At 58.8% G+C, this 24,343-nt stretch carries 24 protein-coding genes and 1 other RNA gene; 18 read left to right on the top strand and 7 right to left on the bottom strand.

What is annotated here, in order from left to right; translation table 11 throughout:
• Positions 1-54: 54 nt before the first annotated feature.
• Positions 55-756: a glutamine amidotransferase-related protein gene (locus AMM41_RS04205; protein ID WP_089953705.1), complete on the top strand. Its 702-nt coding sequence runs from the start codon at positions 55-57 to the stop codon at positions 754-756.
• Complete coding sequence (locus AMM41_RS04200) at positions 753-1,235, top strand: SET domain-containing protein (protein WP_089953292.1); 483 nt, start codon at positions 753-755, stop codon at positions 1,233-1,235. The genes AMM41_RS04205 and AMM41_RS04200 overlap by 4 nt, the downstream gene beginning before the upstream one ends.
• Positions 1,236-1,252: 17 nt before the next feature.
• Here AMM41_RS04200 and AMM41_RS04195 read toward each other — a convergent pair whose 3' ends face one another.
• Together AMM41_RS04195 and AMM41_RS04190 are read right to left on the bottom strand one after the other, a co-directional pair.
• Positions 1,253-1,549 (bottom strand): VF530 family protein, encoded by a 297-nt coding sequence (locus tag AMM41_RS04195; RefSeq protein WP_089953290.1) that lies wholly within the window; start codon positions 1,547-1,549, stop codon positions 1,253-1,255.
• 38 nt (positions 1,550-1,587) lie between these two features.
• On the bottom strand, positions 1,588-1,767 hold the full coding sequence (locus AMM41_RS04190; protein WP_089953287.1) for a hypothetical protein: 180 nt from the start codon (positions 1,765-1,767) through the stop codon (positions 1,588-1,590).
• A 294-nt stretch (positions 1,768-2,061) separates the two neighbouring features.
• Here AMM41_RS04190 and AMM41_RS04185 point away from each other — a divergent pair, with 294 nt between their 5' ends.
• The gene (locus tag AMM41_RS04185) at positions 2,062-2,697 is read left to right on the top strand and encodes a response regulator transcription factor (RefSeq protein ID WP_089953285.1); all 636 of its coding nucleotides are present in this window, start codon (positions 2,062-2,064) and stop codon (positions 2,695-2,697) included.
• Positions 2,698-2,832: 135 nt separating this feature from the next.
• The gene (locus tag AMM41_RS04180; protein ID WP_089953284.1) at positions 2,833-3,477 is read left to right on the top strand and encodes a LuxR C-terminal-related transcriptional regulator; all 645 of its coding nucleotides are present in this window, start codon (positions 2,833-2,835) and stop codon (positions 3,475-3,477) included.
• Between the two features lie 61 nt (positions 3,478-3,538).
• Here AMM41_RS04180 and AMM41_RS04175 read toward each other — a convergent pair whose 3' ends face one another.
• Positions 3,539-5,344: an NAD(P)/FAD-dependent oxidoreductase gene (locus tag AMM41_RS04175; protein WP_089953282.1), complete on the bottom strand. Its 1,806-nt coding sequence runs from the start codon at positions 5,342-5,344 to the stop codon at positions 3,539-3,541.
• A 333-nt stretch (positions 5,345-5,677) separates the two neighbouring features.
• On the opposite strand from AMM41_RS04175, the gene eat reads away from it, so the two are divergent.
• The 3 genes from eat to eutC are packed head-to-tail and all read left to right on the top strand — an operon-like array spanning position 5,678 to position 9,348.
• A complete protein-coding gene (gene eat, locus AMM41_RS04170) occupies positions 5,678-7,075 on the top strand; it encodes an ethanolamine permease (protein ID WP_089953280.1) in 1,398 nt (465 codons plus the stop codon).
• A gap of 42 nt (positions 7,076-7,117) precedes the next feature.
• The gene (locus AMM41_RS04165) at positions 7,118-8,518 is read left to right on the top strand and encodes an ethanolamine ammonia-lyase subunit EutB (RefSeq protein WP_089953278.1); all 1,401 of its coding nucleotides are present in this window, start codon (positions 7,118-7,120) and stop codon (positions 8,516-8,518) included.
• 8 nt (positions 8,519-8,526) lie between these two features.
• Positions 8,527-9,348, top strand: coding sequence for an ethanolamine ammonia-lyase subunit EutC (gene eutC / locus AMM41_RS04160; RefSeq protein ID WP_089953276.1), 822 nt, complete (start codon positions 8,527-8,529; stop codon positions 9,346-9,348).
• 19 nt (positions 9,349-9,367) lie between these two features.
• Here the strand turns inward: eutC and cysK are convergent, their stop codons facing one another.
• Complete coding sequence (gene cysK, locus AMM41_RS04155) at positions 9,368-10,285, bottom strand: cysteine synthase A (protein WP_089953702.1); 918 nt, start codon at positions 10,283-10,285, stop codon at positions 9,368-9,370.
• A 116-nt stretch (positions 10,286-10,401) separates the two neighbouring features.
• Between cysK and rnpB the strand changes: the two genes are divergently transcribed.
• An RNA gene (gene rnpB / locus AMM41_RS04150) (RNase P RNA component class A) lies at positions 10,402-10,746 on the top strand.
• A 61-nt stretch (positions 10,747-10,807) separates the two neighbouring features.
• On the opposite strand, the gene AMM41_RS04145 is transcribed toward rnpB, so the two are convergent.
• From AMM41_RS04145 to AMM41_RS04135, 3 genes are all read right to left on the bottom strand, one after another.
• Positions 10,808-11,329 carry an Rrf2 family transcriptional regulator gene (locus AMM41_RS04145; protein ID WP_089953274.1) on the bottom strand — a complete coding sequence of 174 codons (522 nt, stop codon included), beginning with the start codon at positions 11,327-11,329 and terminating at the stop codon, positions 10,808-10,810.
• A 167-nt stretch (positions 11,330-11,496) separates the two neighbouring features.
• On the bottom strand, positions 11,497-12,192 hold the full coding sequence (locus tag AMM41_RS04140; RefSeq protein WP_089953272.1) for a S4 domain-containing protein: 696 nt from the start codon (positions 12,190-12,192) through the stop codon (positions 11,497-11,499).
• A 28-nt stretch (positions 12,193-12,220) separates the two neighbouring features.
• Positions 12,221-13,867 carry an MBL fold metallo-hydrolase gene (locus AMM41_RS04135; protein ID WP_089953270.1) on the bottom strand — a complete coding sequence of 549 codons (1,647 nt, stop codon included), beginning with the start codon at positions 13,865-13,867 and terminating at the stop codon, positions 12,221-12,223.
• A 49-nt stretch (positions 13,868-13,916) separates the two neighbouring features.
• Here AMM41_RS04135 and dapF point away from each other — a divergent pair, with 49 nt between their 5' ends.
• The 10 genes from dapF (at position 13,917) to AMM41_RS04080 (ending at position 24,327) form a co-directional block, all read left to right on the top strand.
• The gene (gene dapF, locus AMM41_RS04130; RefSeq protein ID WP_089953267.1) at positions 13,917-14,786 is read left to right on the top strand and encodes a diaminopimelate epimerase; all 870 of its coding nucleotides are present in this window, start codon (positions 13,917-13,919) and stop codon (positions 14,784-14,786) included.
• 16 nt (positions 14,787-14,802) lie between these two features.
• A complete protein-coding gene (locus AMM41_RS04125; RefSeq protein ID WP_089953265.1) occupies positions 14,803-15,489 on the top strand; it encodes a DUF484 family protein in 687 nt (228 codons plus the stop codon).
• Between the two features lie 132 nt (positions 15,490-15,621).
• Positions 15,622-16,578 (top strand): tyrosine-type recombinase/integrase, encoded by a 957-nt coding sequence (locus AMM41_RS04120; RefSeq protein ID WP_089953263.1) that lies wholly within the window; start codon positions 15,622-15,624, stop codon positions 16,576-16,578.
• A gap of 140 nt (positions 16,579-16,718) precedes the next feature.
• Positions 16,719-17,765 (top strand): CobW family GTP-binding protein, encoded by a 1,047-nt coding sequence (locus AMM41_RS04115; protein WP_089953262.1) that lies wholly within the window; start codon positions 16,719-16,721, stop codon positions 17,763-17,765.
• 527 nt (positions 17,766-18,292) lie between these two features.
• Positions 18,293-19,039 carry an RNA polymerase-binding protein DksA gene (dksA, locus tag AMM41_RS04105; RefSeq protein ID WP_228769097.1) on the top strand — a complete coding sequence of 249 codons (747 nt, stop codon included), beginning with the start codon at positions 18,293-18,295 and terminating at the stop codon, positions 19,037-19,039.
• A 345-nt stretch (positions 19,040-19,384) separates the two neighbouring features.
• Positions 19,385-19,813 carry a division/cell wall cluster transcriptional repressor MraZ gene (mraZ, locus tag AMM41_RS04100; protein WP_089953256.1) on the top strand — a complete coding sequence of 143 codons (429 nt, stop codon included), beginning with the start codon at positions 19,385-19,387 and terminating at the stop codon, positions 19,811-19,813.
• Positions 19,814-19,818: 5 nt separating this feature from the next.
• Positions 19,819-20,748, top strand: coding sequence for a 16S rRNA (cytosine(1402)-N(4))-methyltransferase RsmH (gene rsmH, locus AMM41_RS04095; protein ID WP_089953254.1), 930 nt, complete (start codon positions 19,819-19,821; stop codon positions 20,746-20,748).
• On the top strand, positions 20,745-21,047 hold the full coding sequence (ftsL, locus tag AMM41_RS04090) for a cell division protein FtsL (RefSeq protein WP_089953252.1): 303 nt from the start codon (positions 20,745-20,747) through the stop codon (positions 21,045-21,047). Before rsmH ends, ftsL begins: the two co-directional genes overlap by 4 nt.
• Positions 21,044-22,786 carry a peptidoglycan D,D-transpeptidase FtsI family protein gene (locus tag AMM41_RS04085; protein WP_089953249.1) on the top strand — a complete coding sequence of 581 codons (1,743 nt, stop codon included), beginning with the start codon at positions 21,044-21,046 and terminating at the stop codon, positions 22,784-22,786. Before ftsL ends, AMM41_RS04085 begins: the two co-directional genes overlap by 4 nt.
• Positions 22,786-24,327 (top strand): UDP-N-acetylmuramoyl-L-alanyl-D-glutamate--2,6-diaminopimelate ligase, encoded by a 1,542-nt coding sequence (locus tag AMM41_RS04080; protein WP_089953700.1) that lies wholly within the window; start codon positions 22,786-22,788, stop codon positions 24,325-24,327. The genes AMM41_RS04085 and AMM41_RS04080 overlap by 1 nt, the downstream gene beginning before the upstream one ends.
• Positions 24,328-24,343 lie beyond the last annotated feature (16 nt).

Here is a 24,343-nt window from a genome sequence, read left to right as displayed (position 1 = left end):
TGCCGCTTGCAGCGTTGCGCTCCTGGCTTTCCAAGTGAAGAAATGAACCCCGCCATGAAACTGTGCATCTTGGACGACGATGTGTTGGACCCCGCCGCCGCCCCCATTTGGGGCAGTTATGCCGCCATGTTTGAACGCTTGTTGCGCGGCGTGGGCTTTGAGGGGGAGGTGGACGTGTTCAGTGCGCGGCATGGCCAATACCCAGCTTCTTTTGCACCCTACGAGGCCGTGTTGTTGACGGGCAGCCGCGCCGATGCGTTTTCGTCTGAGCCTTGGGTGTTGGATTTGCAGGACTGTGTGACCGACTTGTTGGCGCAACAAAAAAAGCTCATCGGGGTGTGTTTTGGGCACCAGCTGGTGGCGCATTGCCTGGGGGCTCCGGTGGGGCGTGCAGCGCAAGGCTGGGGCCTGGGCCGCACCACCTACACATGGCACGAACCCGGTCTTTTCAGTGACCTGCCTGAGCAGGTGAGTTTGCTGGCCAGTCACCAAGATCAGGTGCTGGCCTTGCCACCGGGCGCGCGCTTGCTGGCCAGCAACGCCCATTGCCCCATAGCCGCTTACGCCATCGGGCAGCAGGTGTTGTGCATACAAGCTCACCCTGAATTCGAGCCGGAATACAGCGCTTTTTTGCTCGGCAAGCGACGCCAGGCACATGGCGAGGCCCTGTATCAAGCGACATTGGCCAACTTGCCGGGTGCACACGATGGTCCGCGCATGGCCCGTCTGATGTTGACCTTCATGGGGGCTGCATGAGAGGCACGGTGGCCGCGCGTGGTGTGCGCCAGCCGCGCTTCGAGACGCGGCGCTCGGAAGTCCATGGGCTGGGTGTTTTTGCCTTGGACACGTTTGCACCGGGCGAGACCATTGTGGAATACGTGGGTGAAATCATTGATCTGCAAGAAGCTTTGCGGCGTCACCCGCACGACCCGAATGATCCGCACCACACCTTTTATTTCCACATCGATGATCGGCGGGTGATTGACGGCTTGCATGGTGGCAACGATTCGCGATGGATCAACCATTCCTGCCAGCCCAATTGCGTGCCGGATCAGGTCAAGGGCCGAATTTTCATCAAGGCCCGAAGGCCGATTTTTCGGGGTGAAGAGCTGAGTTTTGATTACGGACTGGTCAGCGATGAACCTTTGACCGATGAACTCAAAGCGGCTTACCCGTGCTTTTGTGGTGCCAAAAAATGCAGGGGCACGCTGCTGGCCTCCAGTTTGACCGCTTGAGGTCTGCGGATCACTGCTTACAAGGGGTACTGTCGATCTTGGCGCTTTTGGTCGCGCAGCATGAACAGGTAAAGACTTTCCACTTTCTCGCGTGCCCAAGGGGTTTTACGCAGAAACTTCAAGCTCGATCCGACGCTGGGATCGTGCGTGAAGCAGCGAATCGGGATGCGCTTGCCCAAGTCATCCCAGCCGTAATGGTCGGCCAAGCGGTTCACAAGGGTTTCCAGGGTCAAACCGTGCAGGGGGTTGCGCACTTGCGTGCTTTGGGGAGCCGGTGCGGGCAGCTTGTCAGGGGGCGTTTCATCGTCGTGCATGGCTTATTGTCCGCGCAAAACGACGCCAAAACGGGGGCTCAAGCCTTGGACAGGTTCCACAAACGTTTCAACAGCATCAAGCTGACCGGCTCGCGCAAGCCCTGGGCCATGAGTGCACGCGTGAGCGCCAAATTTTCCAAAGGGGTCAGGGGCTTGGGTCTGGCCTTGGCTTGGGGTGTCGGCAAGGGGGTGTGGTGATGTGGTGTCAGGTTTTTCATGGTGTTCTGGCGCGAGTGAAATGCTTGGCCACACAATTTAAGCGCCACAGCCAGGCTTGTTGGTGGGCTTGCGCACACAGGCAGCGATGGGGCATGGGCTTGGCCAAGTCATTGGGTGTGCGTTGATGTGGGGCAAGGCGGGCGCCTTACTGGTTTGAAAGTAGGGACTCACCGTTTCAGGGAATTCAATCGAATACCGTTGGGCGATAAGGTGTATAGCTAGAAAACAGCGCATGTCTGAACCGTTTTGGATGAGATGTGATCGCTTGGTTTTGCACCTCAAAGGACACGCACATGTGCATTGATTTGGTTTTGGCCGACCCACACCCGGTCATGCTCGATGGCTTGTCCGATGCGTTCAACGCTTCGCCTGATTTTTCCGTCAAAGCCTGCGTGAGCAACGGTGACGATGCTTTGCGCGCGGTGCACCAATTCAAGCCCGCCATTTTGGTGATGGATTTGTCCTTGTCCAAAAGAAGCGGCATTGCCTTGATCGAAGAGTTGAATGCGCTTGAATCGTCCACGCATCCGGTGGTGTTCACGGGTGCGAGCATTGGAGAGGTCATGCGGGTCATCGACATGGGGGTGCCCGGCCTGGTTTCAAAAGACAAATCCAAGCAAATTTTGACGGTGTGCATCAAGGCGGTGTACCAAGGTCAAAAGTGGTTAGACCGTGAACTGTCCATGAAAGCCATGTCCTTGTTGTTGGAACAACAAAAAGCCAAGCTTCAAACCCCGACCACCTTGACGCCCCGCGAATTGACCGTGGCCCGCATGGTGACGGAAGGCTGGCCCAATAAAAAAATCGCCAGCAAGTTGTTCATCAGCGAGGGAACGGCCAAGCTGCACCTGCACCACATTTACCAAAAGCTCAATTGTCCGGGGCGCATGTCTTTGCAGCGGCTCATGCAGGACAAAGGTTTGATGTAAATGTGTTTCATCGAACAAATGAAAACCAGTAGAGCGCATAAAGTGAGTATCAGCATGGCGCAACTTTGGGTTGCCCCGCAGCCTCAGCAAGGCCGTGTTTGCATGACTTTTGCTCACTGTTCGAAGGATTTAACCATGACCATTCGCGTTTTATTGTCATCAAGGCACAAAGTCGTCTCGGAGGGGATTGCAGCAGTGCTGCGAACGCACCATGACATGAATTTGGTGGGCATGGCAGACACCGATGAGCGAACGCAGGTGTTGTGCAGCGAGGTTGAACCGGATGTGATTTTGATTGGCATGCATGCCAATGGCCATCAAGATTTGAACTTGATGCACCGACTGTCCTTGCATTTGCCCGTCAAGAACATGGTGGCGTTTTCGGGAGATTCAGACCGCAACTCGATTTTGGAAATTCTCGATGCGGGGGCCAAGGGCTATGTGTCCACCACCAGCAGCATGGACGAGTTGATGTCGGCCATTCGTGCGGCCGCTGCCGGGCGGGTGTATTTGTGTCAGGCCGCTGCCACCGAGATGGTGGCGTGTGTGCGCAAGTCCAAAGCGGGTGATGGCACGGCTCGCAAACAATTGGGTGGACGTGAAGAGCAGGTCTTGCGTTTGATCGCGGACGGCTACTCGTCCAAGGAAATTGCCCGCAATTTGCTCATTGCTCCCAGCACCGTCGAGGTGCATCGCCGCAACATCATGCGCAAGGTGGGTTTGCACAAAGTGGCCGACCTGACGCGCTATGCCATTCGCAATTTGATGGTGTCGGTGTGACCCGCAAATTTGGGCGTGTCGGCCCATGGCCACCAGCCAAGGGGCAGGCTGCCGTGCCCGCTCAGGCCCCGGCCAGGATGTGGGTGGCCAGGGCTTCGGCCACTTTGATGCCATCCACGCCTGCTGACAAGATGCCGCCGGCATAACTGGCACCCTCGCCTGCGGGGTAAATGCCCCGGGTGTTCAGGCTTTGAAAATCGTCACCCCGTGGTATGCGCAATGGCGAGGAGGTGCGTGTTTCCACCCCGGTCATCACGGCGTCGGCCATGTCATAGCCTTTGATCTTTCGACCAAACGCCGGCAGCGCTTCACGCATGGCGGTCACGGCGTAGTCGGGCAACACATCGGCCAAATCAACCAGCTTCACACCGGGTTTGTAAGACGGTTGCACGCTGCCCCAAGTGGTGGAGGGGCGCTGTGCCAAAAAGTCGCCCACCAGCTGACCGGGCGCTTCGTAGTTGCCACCGCCCACTTCAAAGGCGCGGGTTTCCAGCTGGCGTTGCAGTGCGATGCCAGCCAGCGGGTGTGCTTGGGGTGTGGGCTGGGTGGCCCAAGCCTGGGCCTCCAGTGCCAGTTGTGCCCCGTCGATGTCGCCAAAGGCGGCTTGCCAGGCGGCGGTGTCCAGGGGGTAGTCGGGCGGATCGATGCCCACCACCATGCCCGCGTTGGCATTGCGTTCGTTGCGCGAGTACTGGCTCATGCCGTTGGTGACCACGCGACCCGGTTCACTGGTGGCCGCCACCACGGTGCCGCCGGGGCACATGCAAAAGCTGTAAACAGCGCGGCCGTTTTGGGCGTGGTGCACCAGTTTGTAGTCGGCCGCGCCCAGCAGGGGGTGGCCTGCGTGACGTCCCCAACGGGCTTGGTCAATCACGCTTTGGGGGTGTTCGATGCGCACACCAATCGAAAACGCCTTGGCCTGCATGGCCACGCCTCGGCGGTGCAACATGACAAAGGTGTCACGCGAGCTGTGGCCCAGGGCCAGCACCGCGTGGCGCGTGGGCAAGGTGTAGCTTTGGCCGGTTTTGGCGTCCAGCACCTGCAAGCCCGTGAGCTGATGACCGTCCTCTGCGGGCGAGAGCAGCACATCGCTGACGCGTTGTTCAAAACGGATTTCACCGCCCAGAGCGATGATTTGCTCGCGGATGTGTTCGACCACCTTGACCAGTTTGAAGGTGCCAATGTGGGGGTGTGCGGCGTACAAGATGTCGGCAGGCGCACCGGCCTTGACGAATTCATCCATCACCTTGCGGCCCAGATGGCGCGGGTCCTTGATCTGGCTGTAGAGCTTACCGTCTGAAAAGGTGCCTGCGCCGCCTTCGCCAAACTGCACATTGCTTTCGGGGTTGAGTGTTTTTTTGCGCCACAGGCCCCAGGTGTCTTTGGTGCGTTCACGCACGGGTTTGCCGCGTTCCAGCACGATGGGTTTGAAGCCCATTTGCGCCAGCACCAAGGCAGCAAAAATGCCACAGGGGCCGAAACCCACCACAACCGGGCGCTCTTGCAAACCGGCCGGGGCTTGGGTCACCATGCGGTAGGCCATGTCGGGTGTGGGGCCGATGTGCGGGTGGCCTGCATGGCGACTCAATATCCCGGTTTCCAGCGAGGCATCTGCCAGCTCAAGGTCAACGATGTAAACCGCCAGCAACTCGGCCTTGCGGGCATCGAAGCTTCGCTTGAACACATGCAGGCCCGCGATGGCCGTGGTGTCAATGCCCAGTGCCTGTGCGCACATTCGCCTCAGCGCTTCCATTGGGTGGGCCACGGGGGCTCGGTCGGCTTCGGTTTCAGAAGGTGCGTCGCTGGCGCGGCGCACTTCGACGGGCAGGGCAGACAGGGGGAGTTTGAGTTCGGTGATGCGGATCATGGCGGCTCGTGGTTATCAAGCAAGGCCGCGATTTTACGTGCTGCTTCAGCGTGGTGCGTGCTGCCGGGTCTTGGACGGGCTGTAGCCGAAGCGTTTGCGGTCCCTGTGGTCCCTGTGGTCCCTGTGGTCCGTGGGTCACGGTTGTCGACGTATTCATGGGCGGGTCATCAAGGTGTGCAAAATGCAGAACAATGCAATTTCACTGTGAAGCTGCTCAATGCAGATTTGCCGATTTGGTAGACAGCTTTCCAAGCGAGCGCCTGCATTCACCGCCCGCAACCCCCATACCGCAGTGCGCAGGTGCACTGTCTTCACCCATGCTGGAGAAACCACATGTCAAGTTCACAAGCCAAATCGGGTGCCCATGCGCTCAAGCCGGTGCTAGGCACCTTGCAGCTGTGGGGCATCGCCGTCGGGCTGGTCATTTCTGGCGAATACTTCGGCTGGAGTTACGGTTGGGCATCAGCTGGCACCTTGGGATTTCTGGTCACCACCCTGTTCATTGCGGCGATGTACACCACCTTCATCTTCAGTTTTACCGAGCTGAGCACGGCCATTCCCCATGCCGGTGGTCCTTTCGCCTATGCCAAGCGTGCCTTCGGCCCCACCGGCGGCTATTTGGCCGGTGCGGCCACGCTTGTGGAGTTTGTGTTCGCCCCGCCTGCCATTGCCTTGGCAATGGGGGCTTATCTGAACGTGCAGTTCCCCTCGCTGGACCCCAAGTTGGCAGCACTGGGTGCCTATCTGGTGTTCATGACGCTCAACATCGTCGGTGTTCAGATTGCTGCCACTTTCGAGTTGTTCATCACCGTCATTGCCGTCCTTGAGTTGCTGGTGTTCATGGGCGTGGTGTCTCCCGGCTTTTCCATGGCCAACTTCACCAAGGGCGGGTGGTCTGGCCAGGACGACTTCAGCTGGGCCGCAGTTCCCGGCATGTTTGCTGCCATTCCGTTTGCCATCTGGTTTTTCCTGGCGATAGAGGGCGTTGCCATGGCCGCAGAAGAAGCCAAAGACCCCAAGCGCTCCATACCGATCGCCTACATCACCGGCATCCTGACCCTGGTGTTCTTGGCTGTGGGTGTGATGGTGTTTGCAGGTGGTACCGGCGACTGGACCCAACTTTCCAACATCTACGACCCCTTGCCCCAGGCCATGAAATTCATCGTGGGTGAAAACAGCGGCTGGCTGCACATTTTGGTGTGGCTGGGCCTGTTCGGTCTGGTGGCGTCGTTCCACGGCATCATCATGGGCTATTCGCGCCAGATCTACGCCTTGTCCCGCGAGGCATTCTTGCCTTCTTACTTTGCCAAGGTGCATCCCCGCTTCAAGACCCCGCACCGAGCCATACTGGCCGGCGGCTTCGTTGGCATTGTGGCCATTTACAGCGATTCTTTCATCACCATCGGTGGCCAGTCCCTGACCGCAAACATTGTCACCATGTCGGTGTTCGGTGCCATCCTGATGTACATCTTGAGCATGCTCAGCCTTTTTAAACTGCGCCAGTCAGAACCCTCCATGGTCCGCCCTTTCCGTGCGCCGTTCTACCCCTTCTTTCCAGCGTTTGCGCTGTTCTGTGCGCTGGTCTGCATGGCCACCATGATCTTTTACAACCCTTTGATCTTTGGTGTGTTTCTGGGCTTTATGGTCTTGGGCTATGGTTACTTTAAGATGACCAAACAACAACGTGCGGACGCCATGCCCAAGAGCGTGAGCGTCCCCACAGCCCACTAAACCCTGGTTTTTTGTGACCTGCCACTTGACCCATTCACTGACGTGCCAAGACACCCCTACCAGCACACCGTCGCAAGCCATGTCTATGGTTTTCGGGACCTCAAAGACCTCATGGCCAAGGCGACGCCCATGCGCTCAGGAGATGTGTTGGCCGGGGTTGCTGCACACACTGCGCAAGAGCGGGTTGCCGCCCAGATGGCCTTGGCGAAATTGCCCTTGCGCACCTTCTTGACAGAGGCTTTGGTGCCCTATGAGGCGGACGAAGTGACCCGCCTCATTCTGGACACCCACAGTGTTGAAGCATTTGCGGCGGTGAGTCACCTCACGGTGGGCGACTTTCGCAACTGGCTGCTCAGCGATGCGGCAGACACCGAGGCGCTGGGCGGTTTGGCCCCGGGCATCACGCCCGAGATGGCAGCGGCTGTGAGCAAGCTCATGCGCAACCAGGATTTGATTTTGGTGGCCAAGAAATGCCAAGTGATCACTGCATTTCGCAACACCATCGGCTTGTCTGGCCGCATGGCGACGCGCTTGCAGCCCAATCACCCCACGGACGATGCCACGGGTATCGCCGCCAGCTTGTTGGATGGTTTGCTGTACGGCAGCGGGGATGCCGTCATTGGCATCAACCCCGCCACCGACAACGTGGCGCAAGTGATGAAGTTGGTGCACATGATGGCGGATGTCATTGCGCACTACGAGATCCCCACCCAGAGCTGCGTGCTCACCCATGTGACCAACACCATCCAGGCCATTGAGCGTGGTGCGCCTGTGGATCTGGTGTTCCAGTCCATCGGTGGTACCGAGGCCACCAACCGCAGCTTTGGTTTGAACCTGGCGCTTTTGGCCGAGGCCCGCAGCGCGGCCCTCTCGCTGAACCGGGGGGTGGTGGGTGACAACGTGATGTATTTCGAAACCGGGCAGGGCAGCGCACTGTCTGCCAACGCCCACCAAGGCATGGACCAGCAAACCTGCGAGACACGCGCCTATGCCGTGGCACGCGCTTTCAAGCCCTTGTTGGTGAACACGGTGGTGGGCTTCATCGGCCCTGAGTATTTGTTTGATGGCAAGCAGATCATCCGCGCCGGGTTGGAGGACCACTTTTGCGCCAAGCTGCTGGGTTTGCCCATGGGCTGCGATGTTTGTTACACCAACCACGCAGAGGCCGACCAAAACGATATGGATGTGTTGCTCACCTTGCTGGGGGCGGCGGGTTGCAACTTCGTGATGGGTGTTCCCGGCTCGGATGACATCATGCTGAACTATCAGACGACGTCTTTCCACGACGCCCTGTATGCCCGCAAGGTGTTGGGCTTGCGGCCCGCACCAGAGTTCGAGGCTTGGCTGCAGCGCATGAATATTTTCCAAGGTCAAGGTGCCGACTTGGTGCTGCCGCCTGGAATGCCAGCCGCGTTCGCGCAAGCTTTGTTGCCCTTGGCCTGAGGTGGTGCATGTCTGACAAACCCTTGCCCGTCACCGCCAACCCGTGGGTGGCGTTGCGCCAATTCACCGATGCCCGCATCGCCTTGGGGCGTTCAGGCGTGAGCTTGCCTACAAATGCGCACCTTGCATTTCAATTCGCCCACGCTCAGGCCCGAGATGCCGTGCACCGCGACTTGAATGGCCCTGCCTTGTCAGAGCAGCTCAGCGCTGCGTGGCCTGGTCTGCCGGGTGCGGTGCTTCAACTGCACAGCGCGGCTTCTGATCGCAACCAATACTTGCAGCGTCCCGATCTGGGGCGTCGGCTGGACATGGCGTCGCGTGAGCTGTTGGCGCCTTCTGAAGGCACCTTGGAGGCGCGACCGTTTGACCTCGCATTGGTGATCGCCGACGGGCTGTCGGCTTGGGCCATTGAGCAAAACGCTGCGCCGTTCCTTGCTGCTTTGCATCAGCGCATGGCGGGGGAGCGTTGGCAGGTCGCGCCCTTGTGCGTGGTGCGCCAAGCCCGTGTCGCCATCGGTGATGAAATCGGGCAGGCGCTGGGCGCCAAAACCGTGGTGGTGTTGATCGGGGAGCGCCCCGGATTGAGCTCGCCGGACAGCATGGGTCTGTACCTGACGTGGATGCCTCGTGTGGGGCTCACGGATGCGAGCCGCAATTGCATCTCGAATGTGCGACCTGCTGGGCTGTCGTATGAGGAAGCCGCCCACAAACTGCACTTTTTGCTGGCTCAGGCGCGACAGCGCCAGCTGTCCGGGGTGGCGCTGAAAGACGAAACAGCCTCAGCGGCCTCTGCCCTGAACGCAGGCCATGGCAACTTCTTGTTGAGGTAAGCCGCGGCCGCAGCGCGCCTCAAGCGGGCAAATAGCCTTCGACGGAGAGGTAGCGCTCGCCGGTGTCGTAGTTGAAGCCCAAGACGGTGCTGCCTGCTGGAATTTCAGGCAGCTTCTGGGCAATGGCAGCCAACGTGGCGCCGCTGGAGATACCCACCAACAAGCCTTCCTCGCGTGCGCTGCGGCGGCCGTACTCGCGTGCTGCTTCGGCTTCGACTTGAATCACGCCATCCAGCAAATCTGTTTTCAGGTTTTTGGGGATAAAGCCTGCGCCAATGCCCTGAATGGGGTGTGGGGAGGGTGAGCCACCGCTGATCACGGGTGACGCAGAGGGCTCCACGGCAAATACTTTCAGCTGCGGCCATTGGGCTTTGAGCACCTGTGCCACACCGCTCAGGTGTCCGCCAGTTCCCACCCCGGTGATGATGTAGTCGACGCCGCCGGGAAAGTCGTTGGCGATTTCGAGGGCCGTGGTGCGCACATGCACATCGATGTTGCTGGGGTTTTCAAACTGCTGGGGAATCCAGGCGCCAGGGGTCTGGGCCTTGAGCTCTTCGGCGCGGGCGATGGCACCCTTCATGCCTTTTTCGCGAGGGGTCAGGTCAAAGCTGGCACCATAGGCCAGCATCAGGCGGCGGCGCTCAATGGACATGCTGTCAGGCATGACCAAAATCAGCTTGTAGCCTTTGACGGCTGCAACCAGCGCCAAGCCAACACCGGTGTTGCCCGAGGTGGGCTCAATGATGGTTGCGCCGGGCTGGAGCACGCCGCTGCGCTCTGCGTCTTCGATCATGGCCAATGCAATCCGGTCCTTGATGGAGCCGCCCGGATTGGCACGCTCGTTCTTCACATACACCTTGTGGCTGTTGCCGAACAGCTTGTTGATGCGGATGTGGGGCGTGTTACCGATGGTTTGCAGAACGTTGTCAAATGTCATGGTGGGTCTTTGTGTGGGGATCGTTGTCTGGGTATTTTGATGCAAAGTTAGAAAACAGCTTCGACAATTGGGTCATATCGTTATTCCTGCACGGACAGGACTGATAATCGAGGGGTGAAGCTCGCCAGACCACCGCTGGTGCAATTCTGGAAACAGAGCACTGGAGGAACGTCCGGACTGCACAGGGCAGCGTAGCAGCTAACGGCTGTCCACCGACAAGTCGGCCACGCCAGTGGCAGGCCCTAAGGTGAGGATCAGAGCAACAGAGACGAGCCGATTCAGTTCGGGTGAAACGGGCAATCTCTACGCGCAGCAATACCAAGTAGGCACACGTTGACGGGGCCCCCGGAGTGTGCGGGTAGGTAGCATCGAGCCGTCCGGGTGACCGGCGGCCCAGAGTAATGGTGGTCACATGGGGGAAACCCCGTGCACAGAATCCGGCTTATCGGCGAGCTTCACACTTTTTTCAGACCACAAAAAAACCCGCCGAAGCGGGTTTTTTTGTGGGAGGCCAAGAGCCCATCAGCCGCGAGACGGCATCAAACTGCCCGCCAGAGCAAAGACCGAGTTGGGCGCGGTGATTTTCAGGGTACTTTTGGGCTTGGCAAACACGCCGCGTTTGACCGATGGTGCCGGTGCTGGCTCCACTGTCACGCCTTTGGTGCGTTGCTCCGCCACCAATTGGCGCAAGCTGATGGACTGCAGGTGGGTCAGCATTTTTTCATTCAGGCTGGCCCACAGGTCACTGTTCATCCAGCCGCCTTCAGCGGCCACTTCTTCGTCAGAGGGCGCATCGACTGCGCCCACGATGTCGGCCATGGTGATTTTTTCGGCGTTGCGCGACAGCGAGTAGCCGCCGCCTGGGCCGCGGGTGCTTTCGACCAAGCCTTGTTGGCGCAGTTTGCTGAACAACTGTTCCAGGTAGGACAGCGAAATTTGGTGGCGCACGCTGATGGCGGCCAGGGAAACAGGGCCGCGGTCTTCGCGCAGTGCAACGTCGATCATCGCGGTGACGGCAAATCGGCTCTTAGTGCTCAAACGCATGGTGTGCTCCTTAGTACGTTGGACAAGCCCTCATGGGCATTGACCCGGTCACGGTTTGCGATCTTCGCTAATGTGACTGAATGGTAATTTTCTCAGACTCTTGACACAAATGGGGATTGCCCGTTTCTTTTCAAGGGTAAATCCTGTGCGTTTTTGTCGGAAATCCATCAGAAGCGTTCATAGCCTTCGAGTTGTCGCCACTGACCCACTTCAAGCGGTGCCACACCCAAGCGCCCTACCCGCTGGCGGCGCAGGTCCTGCAAAGGGCATTGCTCGTCCAGCCAGCGCCCCAGGTCCAGCCCGTCGATGTCCTTGCCCGCGATGCGCAGCACCGTGAGTTGCTCGGTTTGGCGGTTGATGCTGGCGCGGATGCCCGGGCCGTTCAGGGCCTTGATCAGGCCCTCTGGCACTTCGCCGCCCACGGTGGCCATCCATTCTTGTTCCATGGGACTGCGGCGGTCTTCCAGGTGGCGCAGCACAGCCACGTCGTCCGTGAAGATGCACAGCCCGCTGGCCGGTTTGGCCAGAGGCAGGGGCATTTGCATTTTGGACAAGCGCTCAGGCCCCCAAATGCCGGGCTGGGAGGCTTTGAGGCCCACGGTGTCTTGCAGCCAGGCCAGGTTGGCCACCCGGTGCGCGGGTTTGAACAGCACCAGGGTCATGGGGGCCAGCGCCGCCATGGAGACCAAACGGTTGACCTGAACAGCCTGCTCGGCCCGCACGCGCCGGGCCGGGTCGGTGACCACTTTGCCCGCCACTTGCACGCCGCCGGCCACGATCAGGGCTTCGGCTTCGCGGCGCGAACAGTTTTGCTCGGCGGCCACGCGTTTGGCCAGGCGGATGCCTTCTTCAGAGGAAATCATCAATGCTTTCAAAAATGCTCAAAGCGAATCAAGACAGGGCTTGTTCGCGGATGTGGTCCACATGCGCTTGCAGCGAACGGGCCGCCACGGGCCACAGGCGGGGTGGCACGTCGTCGTAGGCTTTTTCCACCCACTCTTGCAGGCTGCCTTGGGGCAGCGCCTGCATGGCGGCGGCGATTTTGGCCTCGCGCTTCAAGCGGTGGGCCTTCAGGTGCGTGATGGCCTGGTGGGCAAAACCCAGCACATGGCCGTGCGCGGGCAAGATGAATTCGATGCCCCCAGCCTCGCAGGCCGCAGCCAGCTTGTCCAGTGAGTCCAAATAGTCGCCCATGTGGCCGTCGGGCGGGTCGATCACGGTGGTGCTGCCGTTGAGCACATGGTCACCCGAAAACAGCAGGCCGTCTTCTTCCAGCACCAGGCACAGGTGGTTGGCCGCGTGACCGGGCGTGTGCACCACGCGCAGGGTGTGGGTGATCTCGCCTTGGACGCCGATGCCTTGCAGCACCAGTTTTTCGCCATCGGCCAGCTCGCGCTCGGGGGTGAAGCGGCTGTTGGCGCGGGCCGTGGGCTTGGAGGCCAGGCCCAAGATGGGTGGCTTGTGGGTGCACAGCGACTGCAAGGGGGCTGCGCCGGGGGAGTGGTCCGGGTGTGAGTGGGTGCAGACAATGGCTTTGATCTGCCCGCCTGCGGCACGCCACAGGCGCTGAAGGTGCTCGTCGTCGGCCGGGCCGGGGTCGATGGCGATGTAGCCGGTGTTCGGATCGCCCACCAGATAACTGTTGGTGCCCGGGCCGGTCATCACGCCGGGGTTGGGGGCGGTGAGGCGCTGCACGTTTTGCAGCAGGGGCACCGGCTGGTCGGTCTGCCAGTCCAGGTGGTGGTGGATTTGCCCGTCGGGCGTGACCAGGGCCAGCTCGCCAAAGGGGGCTTCATGCTCCATGTAACGTGCTTCGTTGCCCGCCAGCCAACCGGCGCGGGGGCAGCTGGTCCACAGCGGCTCGTCGTTGACGGCGCAGGCTTGCAGCACCGCGTCGACTGAGGCAAAGGCTTTCAGACGATCCAGTGTGCGGATGGTCGGGAAGATGATGAAAAACTGACCCGCTTCGTGGCGCGTCAGCGCATCGACCGGGCGCACCCAGACCGGCTCGAACTGCTCGGACTCGTCGGCCACCGGCGTCTGGCCTTCGGGCATGCGGGCCACCAAAAAGGGCACGTCAAAGCGGCGTGGCAGGTCGCGGTCGGTGATCCAGTGGGCCAGCACGAACACCTGGTCGGCGGCCAGTGTCAGGCCTTGGGACTGGCATTGGGCGGCAAAGGGGGCTTTGCGGTTGATCTGCGCGATGTCCTTGTTGTCTGCCCAGCGTCCATCGGCATGGCGGGCGAACAAGATGCCCAGCTCTTCAAAGCTTTCGCGGATGGCGGCAATCGCTTGCGTCAGGTGCAAGTCGCTTTGTTTGTCTCGGCGCGTGGCCAGGCTGTGCGCTTGGGCGTCGGCCGCGTCAATGCCCCCGCCCGGGAACACATAGGCACCGGGCGCGAAGCTGGCCGTCATGGAGCGGCGGGTCATCAGGACTTCGAGCCCGCCGGGGCCGTCGCGCAAAAGCAGCACGGTCGCTGCGGGGCGCAAAGGGGCGGGTTCGCGTTGGGGGTAGAGGAGTTGGGATGTGCGTGCCATGCCCCATTATCAGGGGCTGATGCCCCGTCCCCGGGCGATAATCGCGGCCATGCACATCCGCTTTACCAAGATGCAAGGGGCCGGCAACGATTTTGTCGTGCTCGACGAGACGCAAGGCCGCCTGGGCCTCACCACGGCCCAATACCGCTTTCTGGCCGACCGCCACTTTGGCGTGGGGGCCGACCAAATTCTGACCGTGCGGCCTTCACCCGCACCCGGGCTGGATTTTGAATACGTGATCCACAACGCCGACGGCGGCGAGGTGGAGCACTGCGGCAACGGGGCCCGTTGCTTTGTGCGTTATGTGCGCGACAAAGGCCTGACCGATAAAAGCACCGTGCGCGTGAAAGTGCAGCAAGGCGAGATTGAGCTGCGCATGAACCCCGATGGCCGCGTGACGGTGGACATGGGTGCGCCGGTTTTCGAATGGGAGCGCGTGCCCTTCAACCCGATCGGCCTCATCAGTGACCAGGTCAATGGCTGGCCGGTGTTCGATTTGGCATTGGGGGATTTGGGCATCGCACGCGTTGGCGTGGTGTCCATGGGCAACCCGCACGCCGTGCAGCGCGTGGACAACGTGGACACTTTCCCGGTGCTGGCCCAAGGCCCCTTGATTGAAAACCACCAGGCTTTCCCCAACCGCGTGAACGCGGGCTTCATGCAGATCGTCTCGCGCAGCCAGATCAAGCTGCGGGTGTTTGAGCGCGGCGCGGGCGAGACCCTGGCCTGCGGCACCGGCGCTTGTGCGGCCGTGGTGGCCGGCATTCGCCAAGGCTGGCTGGACAGCCGTGTCGATGTGCAGACCCACGGCGGGGTGCTCACCATCGAGTGGGCTGGGCAGGCTGACAGCCCGGTGCTGATGACCGGCCCGGCCACCTCTGTTTTTGAGGGCAGCATCGACGTGCCTGACACCCTTTGAGTATCTGGAATAAGACATGAACAAGCCCGAGCCCATGAGCCCGATCACCGAGGACGACATCGCCAACTACCTGGTCAACACGCCAGACTTTTTTGAGCGACATGCTTCTTTGCTCGCTGCTGTGCAACTGACGCACCCGCAAAGCCACCGTGCCGTGAGCCTGCAAGAACGCCAGGCGCAGATGCTGCGTGACAAGATCAAGGTCTTGGAGCATCGGATCATGGACATGATCCGTCACAGCAACGAAAACATGGTGTTGACTGACAAGTTGCACCGCTGGTCATGTGAGTTGCTCGTCACGCCACCAGAGCAGCTGGCCGAATCGACCGTGGACAATATCCGTGAGTTGTTTCAGGTTCCCCAAGTGGCTTTGCGCTTGTGGTCATTGGATGCGACCCATGCGCGGTCGGATTTTGCCCAAGGTGTGACGGATGCCACACAAGATTTGGCCTCTTCCCTGGACAGTCCTTATTTAGGCCCCAACACCGGTTTTGAAGCCGTGCAGTGGCTGGCCGAGCCGGCACAGGCAGCTTCGTTGGCACTGCTGGCCTTGCGATCGGCTCCTGGACAGGCCTCATTTGGTTTGCTGGTCTTGGCCTCGCCCGATCCGCAGCGCTTCAACAGCCAGATGGGCACCGATTTGCTGGAGCGCTTGGCTGAGCTGGCCGGTGCCGCTTTGTCCATGTTGCGAAGCAAAACCTGAGAATTTTTTGTGGTCAAACCTGTGCCCCAAGCGCTTGAGCCCGACACGCCGTGTCAGGTGGGGGACGTATCTTTGCCATGGGTGGCAAGGCCGGGGGTGAGCGATTTAGAGGTGCACAGCGCTGGCCCCTTGATGGATCCCTTGGTAACGCGCTATCTGGAGCATGTGCGTTTTGAAAAACGTCTGGCCGAACGCACCTGCACCTTGTACCGTCTGGACCTGATGCGTTTGCTCGACTTGGCCCAAGCGGCAAAGCTGACTTTGCTGCAGGTGCAGACTGGGCATGTCCGCCGCTGGGTGGCGCACATGCACAGCGCTGGTCGCAGTGGGCGGGGCCTGGCACTCATTTTGTCCGCTTGGCGTGGTTTTTACGTTTGGTTGGGACGGGAGGGTCTGATGACCCATAACCCAGTGGTGGATGTGCGTGCACCCCGGGGGGGCAAGCCTTTGCCCAAAGCTCTGGGGGTCGATGAAGCCGTGCAACTGGCCGAGCACTTGGAACACGATGACGATCCCTGGCTTGAAGCGCGCGATGCGGCCATGGTGGAGCTGCTGTATGGCAGTGGTTTGCGTGTGTCTGAGTTGACGGGTTTGGACGTTGTGCCCAGCACCGAGGCGGCTCGCGCTGGACGCGGCTGGATCGATGTGCCCCAAGCAGAGGTTCAAGTGCACGGCAAAGGGGGCAAGCGCCGCAGCGTGCCTCTGGGGCAGGCAGCTTTGCAAGCCTTGGCGCATTGGTTGCCTTTGCGCAATCAGGTTCCTGGGATGTTGATGCAGCCCACGCCAGGCGCCTCGTCCACAGCACTGGCACTTTTTCCGGGGCGACATGGCACGCGTTTGACTGTCCGCTCGGTCGAGCAGCGCCTCAAGCGACGCAGCCAGTTGGCGGGTTTGTCCACGCCGGTGCATCCGCACATGCTGCGCCACTCGTTTGCCAGCCATTTATTGCAGTCCAGCGGTGATCTGCGTGCTGTGCAAGAACTTTTGGGTCACGCCAGCATCAGCAGCACGCAGGTGTATACACGGTTGGATTTTCAACACTTGGCCCAAGTCTACGATGCGGCGCATCCCCGGGCCAAACGCCAATAGAGCCCTGAATGGACGGCTTCAAGGAGCCATTTGAGCGAGTCCGCATGCGCAGGTCAGTGCAAGTCCCCTGGCGCGCATTCGCCTTGTAATGGTCGCTACACTCCCCAACTCTTGTTGTTGACTTTTTTGTGGAGCATTTCATGGCCTTGATTCCTGCGACCATCCTGACTGGCTTTTTGGGCTCGGGCAAAACGACGCTGCTCAAGCGTGTGCTCACCGAAGCCCACGGCCAGAAGATTGCCGTCATCGAAAACGAGTTTGGTGAAGAAAACATCGACAACGACATCCTGGTGTCCGAGACCGAAGAGCAAATCATTCAGATGAGCAACGGTTGCATTTGCTGCACCATTCGGGAAGACCTGCGTGCCACGCTGCAACTGTTGGCCGCCAAGCGCCGCAAAGGTTTGCTCAGCTTTGAGCGCATCGTCATCGAGACCACAGGTTTGGCCGACCCAGGCCCAGTGGCACAGACGTTTTTCATGGACGATGAGATTGCAGAGACTTTTTTATTGGATTCGATTCTGACGCTGGTCGATGCCAAGCATGCGGCCCAGCAACTCAATGACCGCCAGGAAGCTCGCCGACAGGTGGGTTTTGCCGACCAGATTTTCATCAGCAAGGCTGACTTGGTGTCCCCCCAAGAGTTGGATGCCTTGCAGCACCGCCTCAAACACATGAACCCGCGTGCGCCGCAAAAAGTGGTTCACTTTGGCGAAGTGGCCTTGAAGGAAGTGTTTGACCTCAAAGGCTTCAATCTGAACGCCAAGCTGGACATCGACCCTGATTTTCTCAGCGAAGACGGTCATGACCATGTACACACTGAGCACTGTGATCACCCTTCACATGACCACGAACACAGCCAGGGTCACGGACACCACCATCATCACGATGACGATGTGAAGAGTTTTGTGTTCAGGTCGGAACGCGCATTTGATCCGGCCAAGCTCGAAGACTTTCTGGGTGCCATTGTCAACATTTATGGGCCACGCATGCTGCGTTACAAAGGTGTGCTCAACATGCGTGGTACTGAACGCAAAGTCATTTTTCAGGGTGTGCACCAGCTCATGGGCAGCGATCTGGGCCCAATGTGGGCTGAGGGTGAGGTGAAAATGAGCAAAATGGTGTTCATTGGCATCGATTTACCCAAAGATATTTTGTTGCAGGGCCTGGAGCAATCTTTGGTGTAAGGGGATCGAGGATTGTTTGCCTGGTCGGGCTTTTTGCACGAACTTGCCATTAATCCGTGACCTGTCATATTTCTTAGCTTCTTGTCGCTACAATCGCCCGCCTACGGCACTGCCTTTTGGCGGCGTTGCTAAGCCCCACAAGGTCTATAACAAGGGTTTGGGAGAACATGATTTGTTCACGACTTGCCTCTTGGTACGTCGTGATCAAAATGCCTTTTTACACGGCTAGGAGACAAGACGTGAAGACCTCGAAATCAACAAAAACCGATCCATCGGCAGAGAAGGCGGCGACAAAGGCTCAAGCCAAGGGCAAAGAATCTGCTCCGAATGTGCAGGTCTCTCAGTCCGACTCCCCCAAAACACCTGCCAAGAAAGTGGCGTCTGCCCAAAAGGCTAACGCCAATGCCGCGGCCCCACCTGCGTCCACACCTCCTGTGACGGCGGCCAAGAAAACCGTGCCGGTCAAAGTCAAGGCAGCAAGTCCTGCTGCCCAGCAGCCGGTTTCTCCAACCCCAGCGACTCCCCCTGTGACGGCCAAGACCGTCAAAGCAACGTCTGCCAAAAAAGAAGTTGCAGCAGCATCTCCAGCGAAATCTATGAACGTCTCATCAGTGGAAACCACCAACACATCCTCGGAAGCTGTGGAAGCAGCCGCCGTGGCCGCCCCCGATCAATTGGTACGCGCCACCCGGCCTTCTGCACGTTTGGCACAAATCACTGTGCCTTCTTTGCCACCCGCCGTGGCCTCAACAGCTGCCAAATCGAGCTTTTTGCCCAGCACATCGTCACCTGCACCCGCGGTCACTTATGTGCCTGTCAAGAAAGACCCCAAACTGGCCAACAACTGGAAAACAAAGAAGGCTGAGGAGTTGACCGATGCCGAAATTCTGGCCATGTCGGACGATGAGTACATGAACGACACGCAGATGGCGTTTTTCAGACTCAAGTTGACGCGTCTCAAACAAGACATCCTCAACAGTGCTGGGCAAACCACCGAGCATTTGCGAGAAGACACTGTGGTGGTGCCCGATCCTGCAGACCGTGCCACCATTGAAGAAGAGCATGCCCTTGAGCTGCGCACCCGGGATCGCGAGCGCAAGTTGCTCAAAAAAATCGAGCAATCCATTGTCCGCATCGATGCCGGAGATTACGGTTTTTGCGACGAAACCGGAGAATCCATTGGCGTGGGGCGCTTGTTGGCCAGGCCAACGGCCACTTTGTCGCTAGAGGCTCAACAGCGGCGAGAGCTCAAGCAAAAAATGTTTGGCGATTAAGTTGTTTTCCAGCTTAAAACCAAAAACCCCTTCTAGGGGTTTTTTTACATTTAAAGATTCATAAGTTGTATTTTTGCCAAGAACTTAAAAACCTTTTTGACTTGTGTTTTTTGATTTTTTATTAGTTGAGAGGTTACTTTCAGTGACTCTGCTAAGTCTCTAATTTACAAAGAAATTTATCAACTTCATGGTTTTAAAATCGCGGCTAAGCTGTTGATTTCATTGAAAAAAATCGATCTATACCATTCCGGAATCGGCGGTTTCCTGATACAGTGCAAAAAAGTGCAATTAAGTGGGTAAAAGTGCCCGACGTTGCCGTTTGTGACTGAAAAAAGGGTCTTTGCAGTGTTTCAAGGGGCTTCATCGCTGAGTCTGGATGCCAAAGGGCGGTTGTCTGTGCCGACCCGGCACCGTGACGTCTTGAGCGCCACTGCGCAAGGCCAATTGACCATCACCAAGCACCCCCATGGTTGCTTGATGTTGTTTCCCAGACCCGAGTGGGAGAAGTTTCGCGAACGCATTGCCCAATTGCCCATGTCTGCGCAATGGTGGAAGCGGATTTTTTTGGGCAATGCCATGGATGTCGAGATGGATGGCACTGGACGTGTGCTGATCTCCCCCGAGTTGCGCCAGGCTGCTGGGATTAGCCGGGACAGCATGCTTTTGGGTATGGGTCATCACTTTGAGCTGTGGGATAAAACCACGTACGAGGCACAAGAGGCGCAGGCCATGCAGGGTGAAATGCCCGAGGTGTTCAAGGACTTTTCTTTCTGACCACCATGACCAACACCTTACTTACCCACACCACCGTCCTTTTGAACGAGGCTGTCAGCGAATTGCTGGAGGCCTCCGCAGGCGTGCAAGGCTCTTACGTCGATGCCACTTTTGGGCGAGGCGGCCATTCCCGTTTGATCTTGTCCAAGCTCGCCAGTCAAGGGCGGCTTCAAGCCTTCGATAAAGACTTGGAGGCCATTGCAGAGGCTGAGCGAATCAACGATGAGCGGTTTTCCATCCGCCATGAAGGTTTTTCTCATTTGGGGGACTTGCCGCCTGGCAGTGTCGATGGCGTGCTGATGGACTTGGGCATCAGCTCCCCCCAGATCGACAGCCCCGAGAGGGGTTTTTCTTTTCGTTTCGATGGCCCGCTGGACATGCGCATGGACACCACGCGCGGGGAAAGTGTGGCCGAATGGCTGGCAACAGCCACGGTGGATCAAATCACGGAGGTGATACGTGACTATGGCGAAGAACGGTTTGCTTTTCAGATTGCAAAGGCGCTTGTGGCTCGCCGACAAGAGCGGGGCCCAATTTCAACCACCGCCGATTTGGCCCAGCTCGTGGCTGACACGGTCAAAACCCGCGAGCCGGGCCAGAACCCTGCAACGCGGACATTTCAGGCTTTTCGGATTTTCATCAACGCAGAGCTTGAAGAGCTCGAACAAGCGCTAGCGGCCAGCATTCATGTGCTCGCACCCGGTGGGCGTTTGGTGGTCATCAGTTTCCATTCGCTGGAAGATCGGATCGTCAAACAGTTCATGGCCAAGCATTCCAAGGAAGTGGTGGATCGGCGTGTGCCGTTTGCTGAGCCTGTGAAGATGCGTTTGAAGACCTGCGGGCGGATTCGCCCCAGCGACGATGAGGTGAAAGCCAATCCCCGCTCCCGCAGTGCCATCATGCGCATGGCCGAGCGGACCGAGGTGCCTGCATGACTCGCCTGAGCCTTTTCTTGTTGATCGCCACGGTGGCCAGTGCGTTGTATTTGGTGCACAGCCATTACGAGTCCCGACGTCTGTTCATGGCCTTGGAGATGGCACGCAAGGAAGCCAAGCGCTTTGCAGTTGAACATGACCGTTTGCAGGTCGAACAACGAGCACAAGCCACGCCCTTGCGTGTGGAGCAAATTGCACGGCAGCAGTTGCAAATGCGCACGGCCTCACCCGCCATCACCCAGTACGTCATGATGGGGGGGCAGGGCCCAGCTCCCACTGCGCAGGGGGGTCGCCCATGAGCCGTGGTCGCAGCGTGCAGCTGTCGTCCAGTCCTTTGCTGGCCAGCAAAACACCCGTTTGGCGCAGCAAACTGATTGTGGCGGCCATGGCTTTGGGCTTCACAGGTCTGGTGGGGCGGGCTGCTCATGTGCAGGTCATTGAAAATGATTTTTTTATACGCCAAGGTGAGGTGCGTTTTGCGCGAACACTCAGTTTGGCTGCCAATCGGGGGCGCATCCTCGATCGCAATGGTGTGTTGCTGGCATCCAGCGTGCCCGCCCCCAGCATCTGGGCCAATCCCGAAGACATAGATCGGGCAGACCCGGTCAAGTTGCGCCGATTGGCCAAACTGCTGGAGATGACGCCTGCCGAGTTGGACAAGAAGTTGCATGACGACGAAAAGACGTTTGTGTGGTTGCGTCGCCAGCTCGATGAGCCTGTGGTCAAAGAAATTTTGGCGCTCGGCATCAAAGGTGTTTACGACATCAAGGAATACAAGCGGCTCTACCCTGAGGGTGAGGCGGCAGCACACATTGTGGGATTTACCAATGTGGAAGACCAAGGCCAAGAGGGCGTGGAGCTGGTGTTCCAAAAGCAGCTGTCTGGCAAGTCGGGTTCGCGTCGCGTGATCAAGGACAGATTGGGCCGCGTGGTGGAAGCCGTGGGTGAAACGGTGCCCCCCGAAGATGGTCAAGACCTGCAACTGAGCATTGACAGCAAAGTCCAGTTTTATGCTTATCAAAAATTGCGTGAAGCGGTGCTGGAGCACAAAGCCAAAGCGGGCAGTGTGGTGGTGCTGGATGCCCAAACGGGCGAAATCCTGGCTTTGGCCAATTACCCCAGTTACTCGCCAGACAAGCGGGGCAATCTGGGCGGGGAGCAGTTGCGTAACCGGGCTTTAACCGACACCTTTGAGCCGGGCTCGACCATGAAACCGTTTGCAGTGGCTTTGGCCCTTGAAAAAGGTTTGGTCAAACCTGAAACCATGATTCAGACTGCACCCGGTCGGATCAACATCACCGGGTCCACCATTTCGGATGCCCACCCGCACGGATTGCTTTCCGTCAACGAGGTCATTCAGAAATCCAGCAACGTGGGCACTGTCAAAATGGCCATGCAGTTGCAGCCGCGAGAAATGTGGGAAATGTTTGCACAAGTGGGTTTTGGTCAAAAACCCCAGCTGCCCTTTCCTGGTGTGGTGAGTGGGCGTTTGCGGCCCTACAAATCATGGCGTCCGATTGAGCAGGCGACCATGAGCTATGGGTACGGCATATCCGGCAGCTTGTTTCAAGTGGCCCGTGCCTACACCGTGTTCGCGCGAGATGGTGAAGTGGTGCCTGCTACCTTGCTCAAGACCGATGGGCAGGTTCACGGTGAGCGGGTGCTCAGCGTTCAAAACGCCAAGGCCATGCGCAAGATGCTGCAAATGGCTGCAGGCCCAGGCGGAACGGCCCAAAAAGCACAAACCATGGGTTATTCCGTGGGGGGCAAAACCGGCACCGCTCACAAGCAAGAGGGCAAAGGGTACGCAGGCAAAAAGTACCGGGGGTTTTTTGTCGGCATGGCGCCCATTGAGGCTCCCCGGATCATTGTGGCCGTGATGATCGATGAACCCAGCAATGGTCGTTATTACGGCGGTGATGTGGCCGCTCCGGTGTTCAGTCAGACAGTTCAACAAACCTTGCGCTTGATGGGGGTGCAACCCGATATTGCCGTGAAACCACAAATTGTGGCCAAGTCGGTGGAGGAGTCATTTTGATTCACACCTTGCACACAGCAACCGAGGCCGCTCAATGGTTGAGCAGCCGAGTGAGCGGTATTTTGCGCACCGATAGCCGCATGGTTGGGCCTGGCGATGCATTCATTGCTTGGCCAGGCGCTGCCACCGATGGGCGCAGGTATTTGATGCAAGCCTTGCAACAAGGCGCGAGCGCGTGTTTGATGGAGGCCCAGGACCATGAGCCTTGGCTTGAGGCTGTGTCGCCTGAATGGCATTCGGCCTTGGCTGTCATGCCAGGTCTGAAAGCCCAGACGGGTTGGGTGGCCGATGCCTATTACCAACACCCCAGTCAAGCGCTGAGTGTGCTGGCCGTCACGGGTACCAATGGCAAGACTTCGACGGCTCGGTGGTTGGCACAGGCGCTGTCATCACCGGTGTTGCAGCAAACCTGTGGTTTGGTGGGAACTTTGGGCGTGGGTCAATTGCCGTATTTGCACAGCACCGGCATGACCACCCCTGACCCGGTGCTGCTGCAGCGCCAGTTCCGTGCGTTTGTTGATGACGGTGTGCGCCATTGCGCCATCGAGGCGTCCTCGATTGGTTTGGCCGAGCATCGACTCGACGGCACCCGCATGGGTGTTGCGGTTTTCACCAATTTCACCCAAGACCACCTCGACTACCACGGGGACATGTCCCATTATTGGGCGGCCAAAGCCGCCTTGTTTGCTTGGCCGGGCCTGCATTCGGCTGTCATCAACATGGATGATGCACAAGGTGCTGCATTGGCGCGTCAACTGGAAAACACGGATTTGTCTGTCTGGACCTGTTCACGCCGTGGCCCCGCACGTTTGCAAGCGGTGGCATTGCCTCACCCACAAGGTATCGCCTTTGAAGTGCATGAGGGTCATGAAGTTCAGACCTTGCACACGGGTTTGCTGGGCGACTACAACATCGACAACTTGTTGGGCGTTCTGGGTGCCATGAGGGCATTGGGCATTGGCTTGGCGCAAGCCGTACAAGCCTGTCGCCACCTGACTTCGGTGCCAGGACGCATGCAAGCGGTGACCTTGGATCCGTCCTTGGATCCCGCCATCGGTGATCAGCAACAGCTTCCCATGGTGGTGATTGACTACGCCCACACCCCTGATGCGGTGTCACATGCTTTGCTTGCTTTGCGCTCTGTGGCCTCGGCCAGAGGGGGGCAGCTGTGGTGTGTTTTGGGTTGTGGTGGCGACCGTGATGCGAGCAAACGGCCACAAATGGCTGCTGCTGCACAGGCCGCTGCCGATCAACTGATGCTCACCAGCGACAACCCTCGTTCTGAATCACCCGAGGCCATTGTGAATGACATGATCGCCGGTCTGATTCGGCCAGATCTCGTGCGCGTTCAACTTGACCGTGCGAGGGCTGTGAGTGAGGTGCTTGCTTTGGTCGATGTCAAAGATGTGGTGTTGGTGGCCGGCAAAGGCCACGAGACCACGCAAGAAATCATGGGTGTTTTCCATTCCTATTCAGACGAGTCGCAAGTTGTGTCGGCATTGAAACTGCGCTTTGCATGCCTTGATGGGGGGGTGCAATGATGGCGCATCACACCCC

The organism is Limnohabitans sp. 2KL-3, from assembly GCF_001269405.1.
GTDB lineage: Bacteria > Pseudomonadota > Gammaproteobacteria > Burkholderiales > Burkholderiaceae_C > Limnohabitans_A.
The sequence above is the reverse complement of the archived record's forward strand: the minus strand, read 5'-3'. Positions and strand labels throughout refer to the sequence as shown.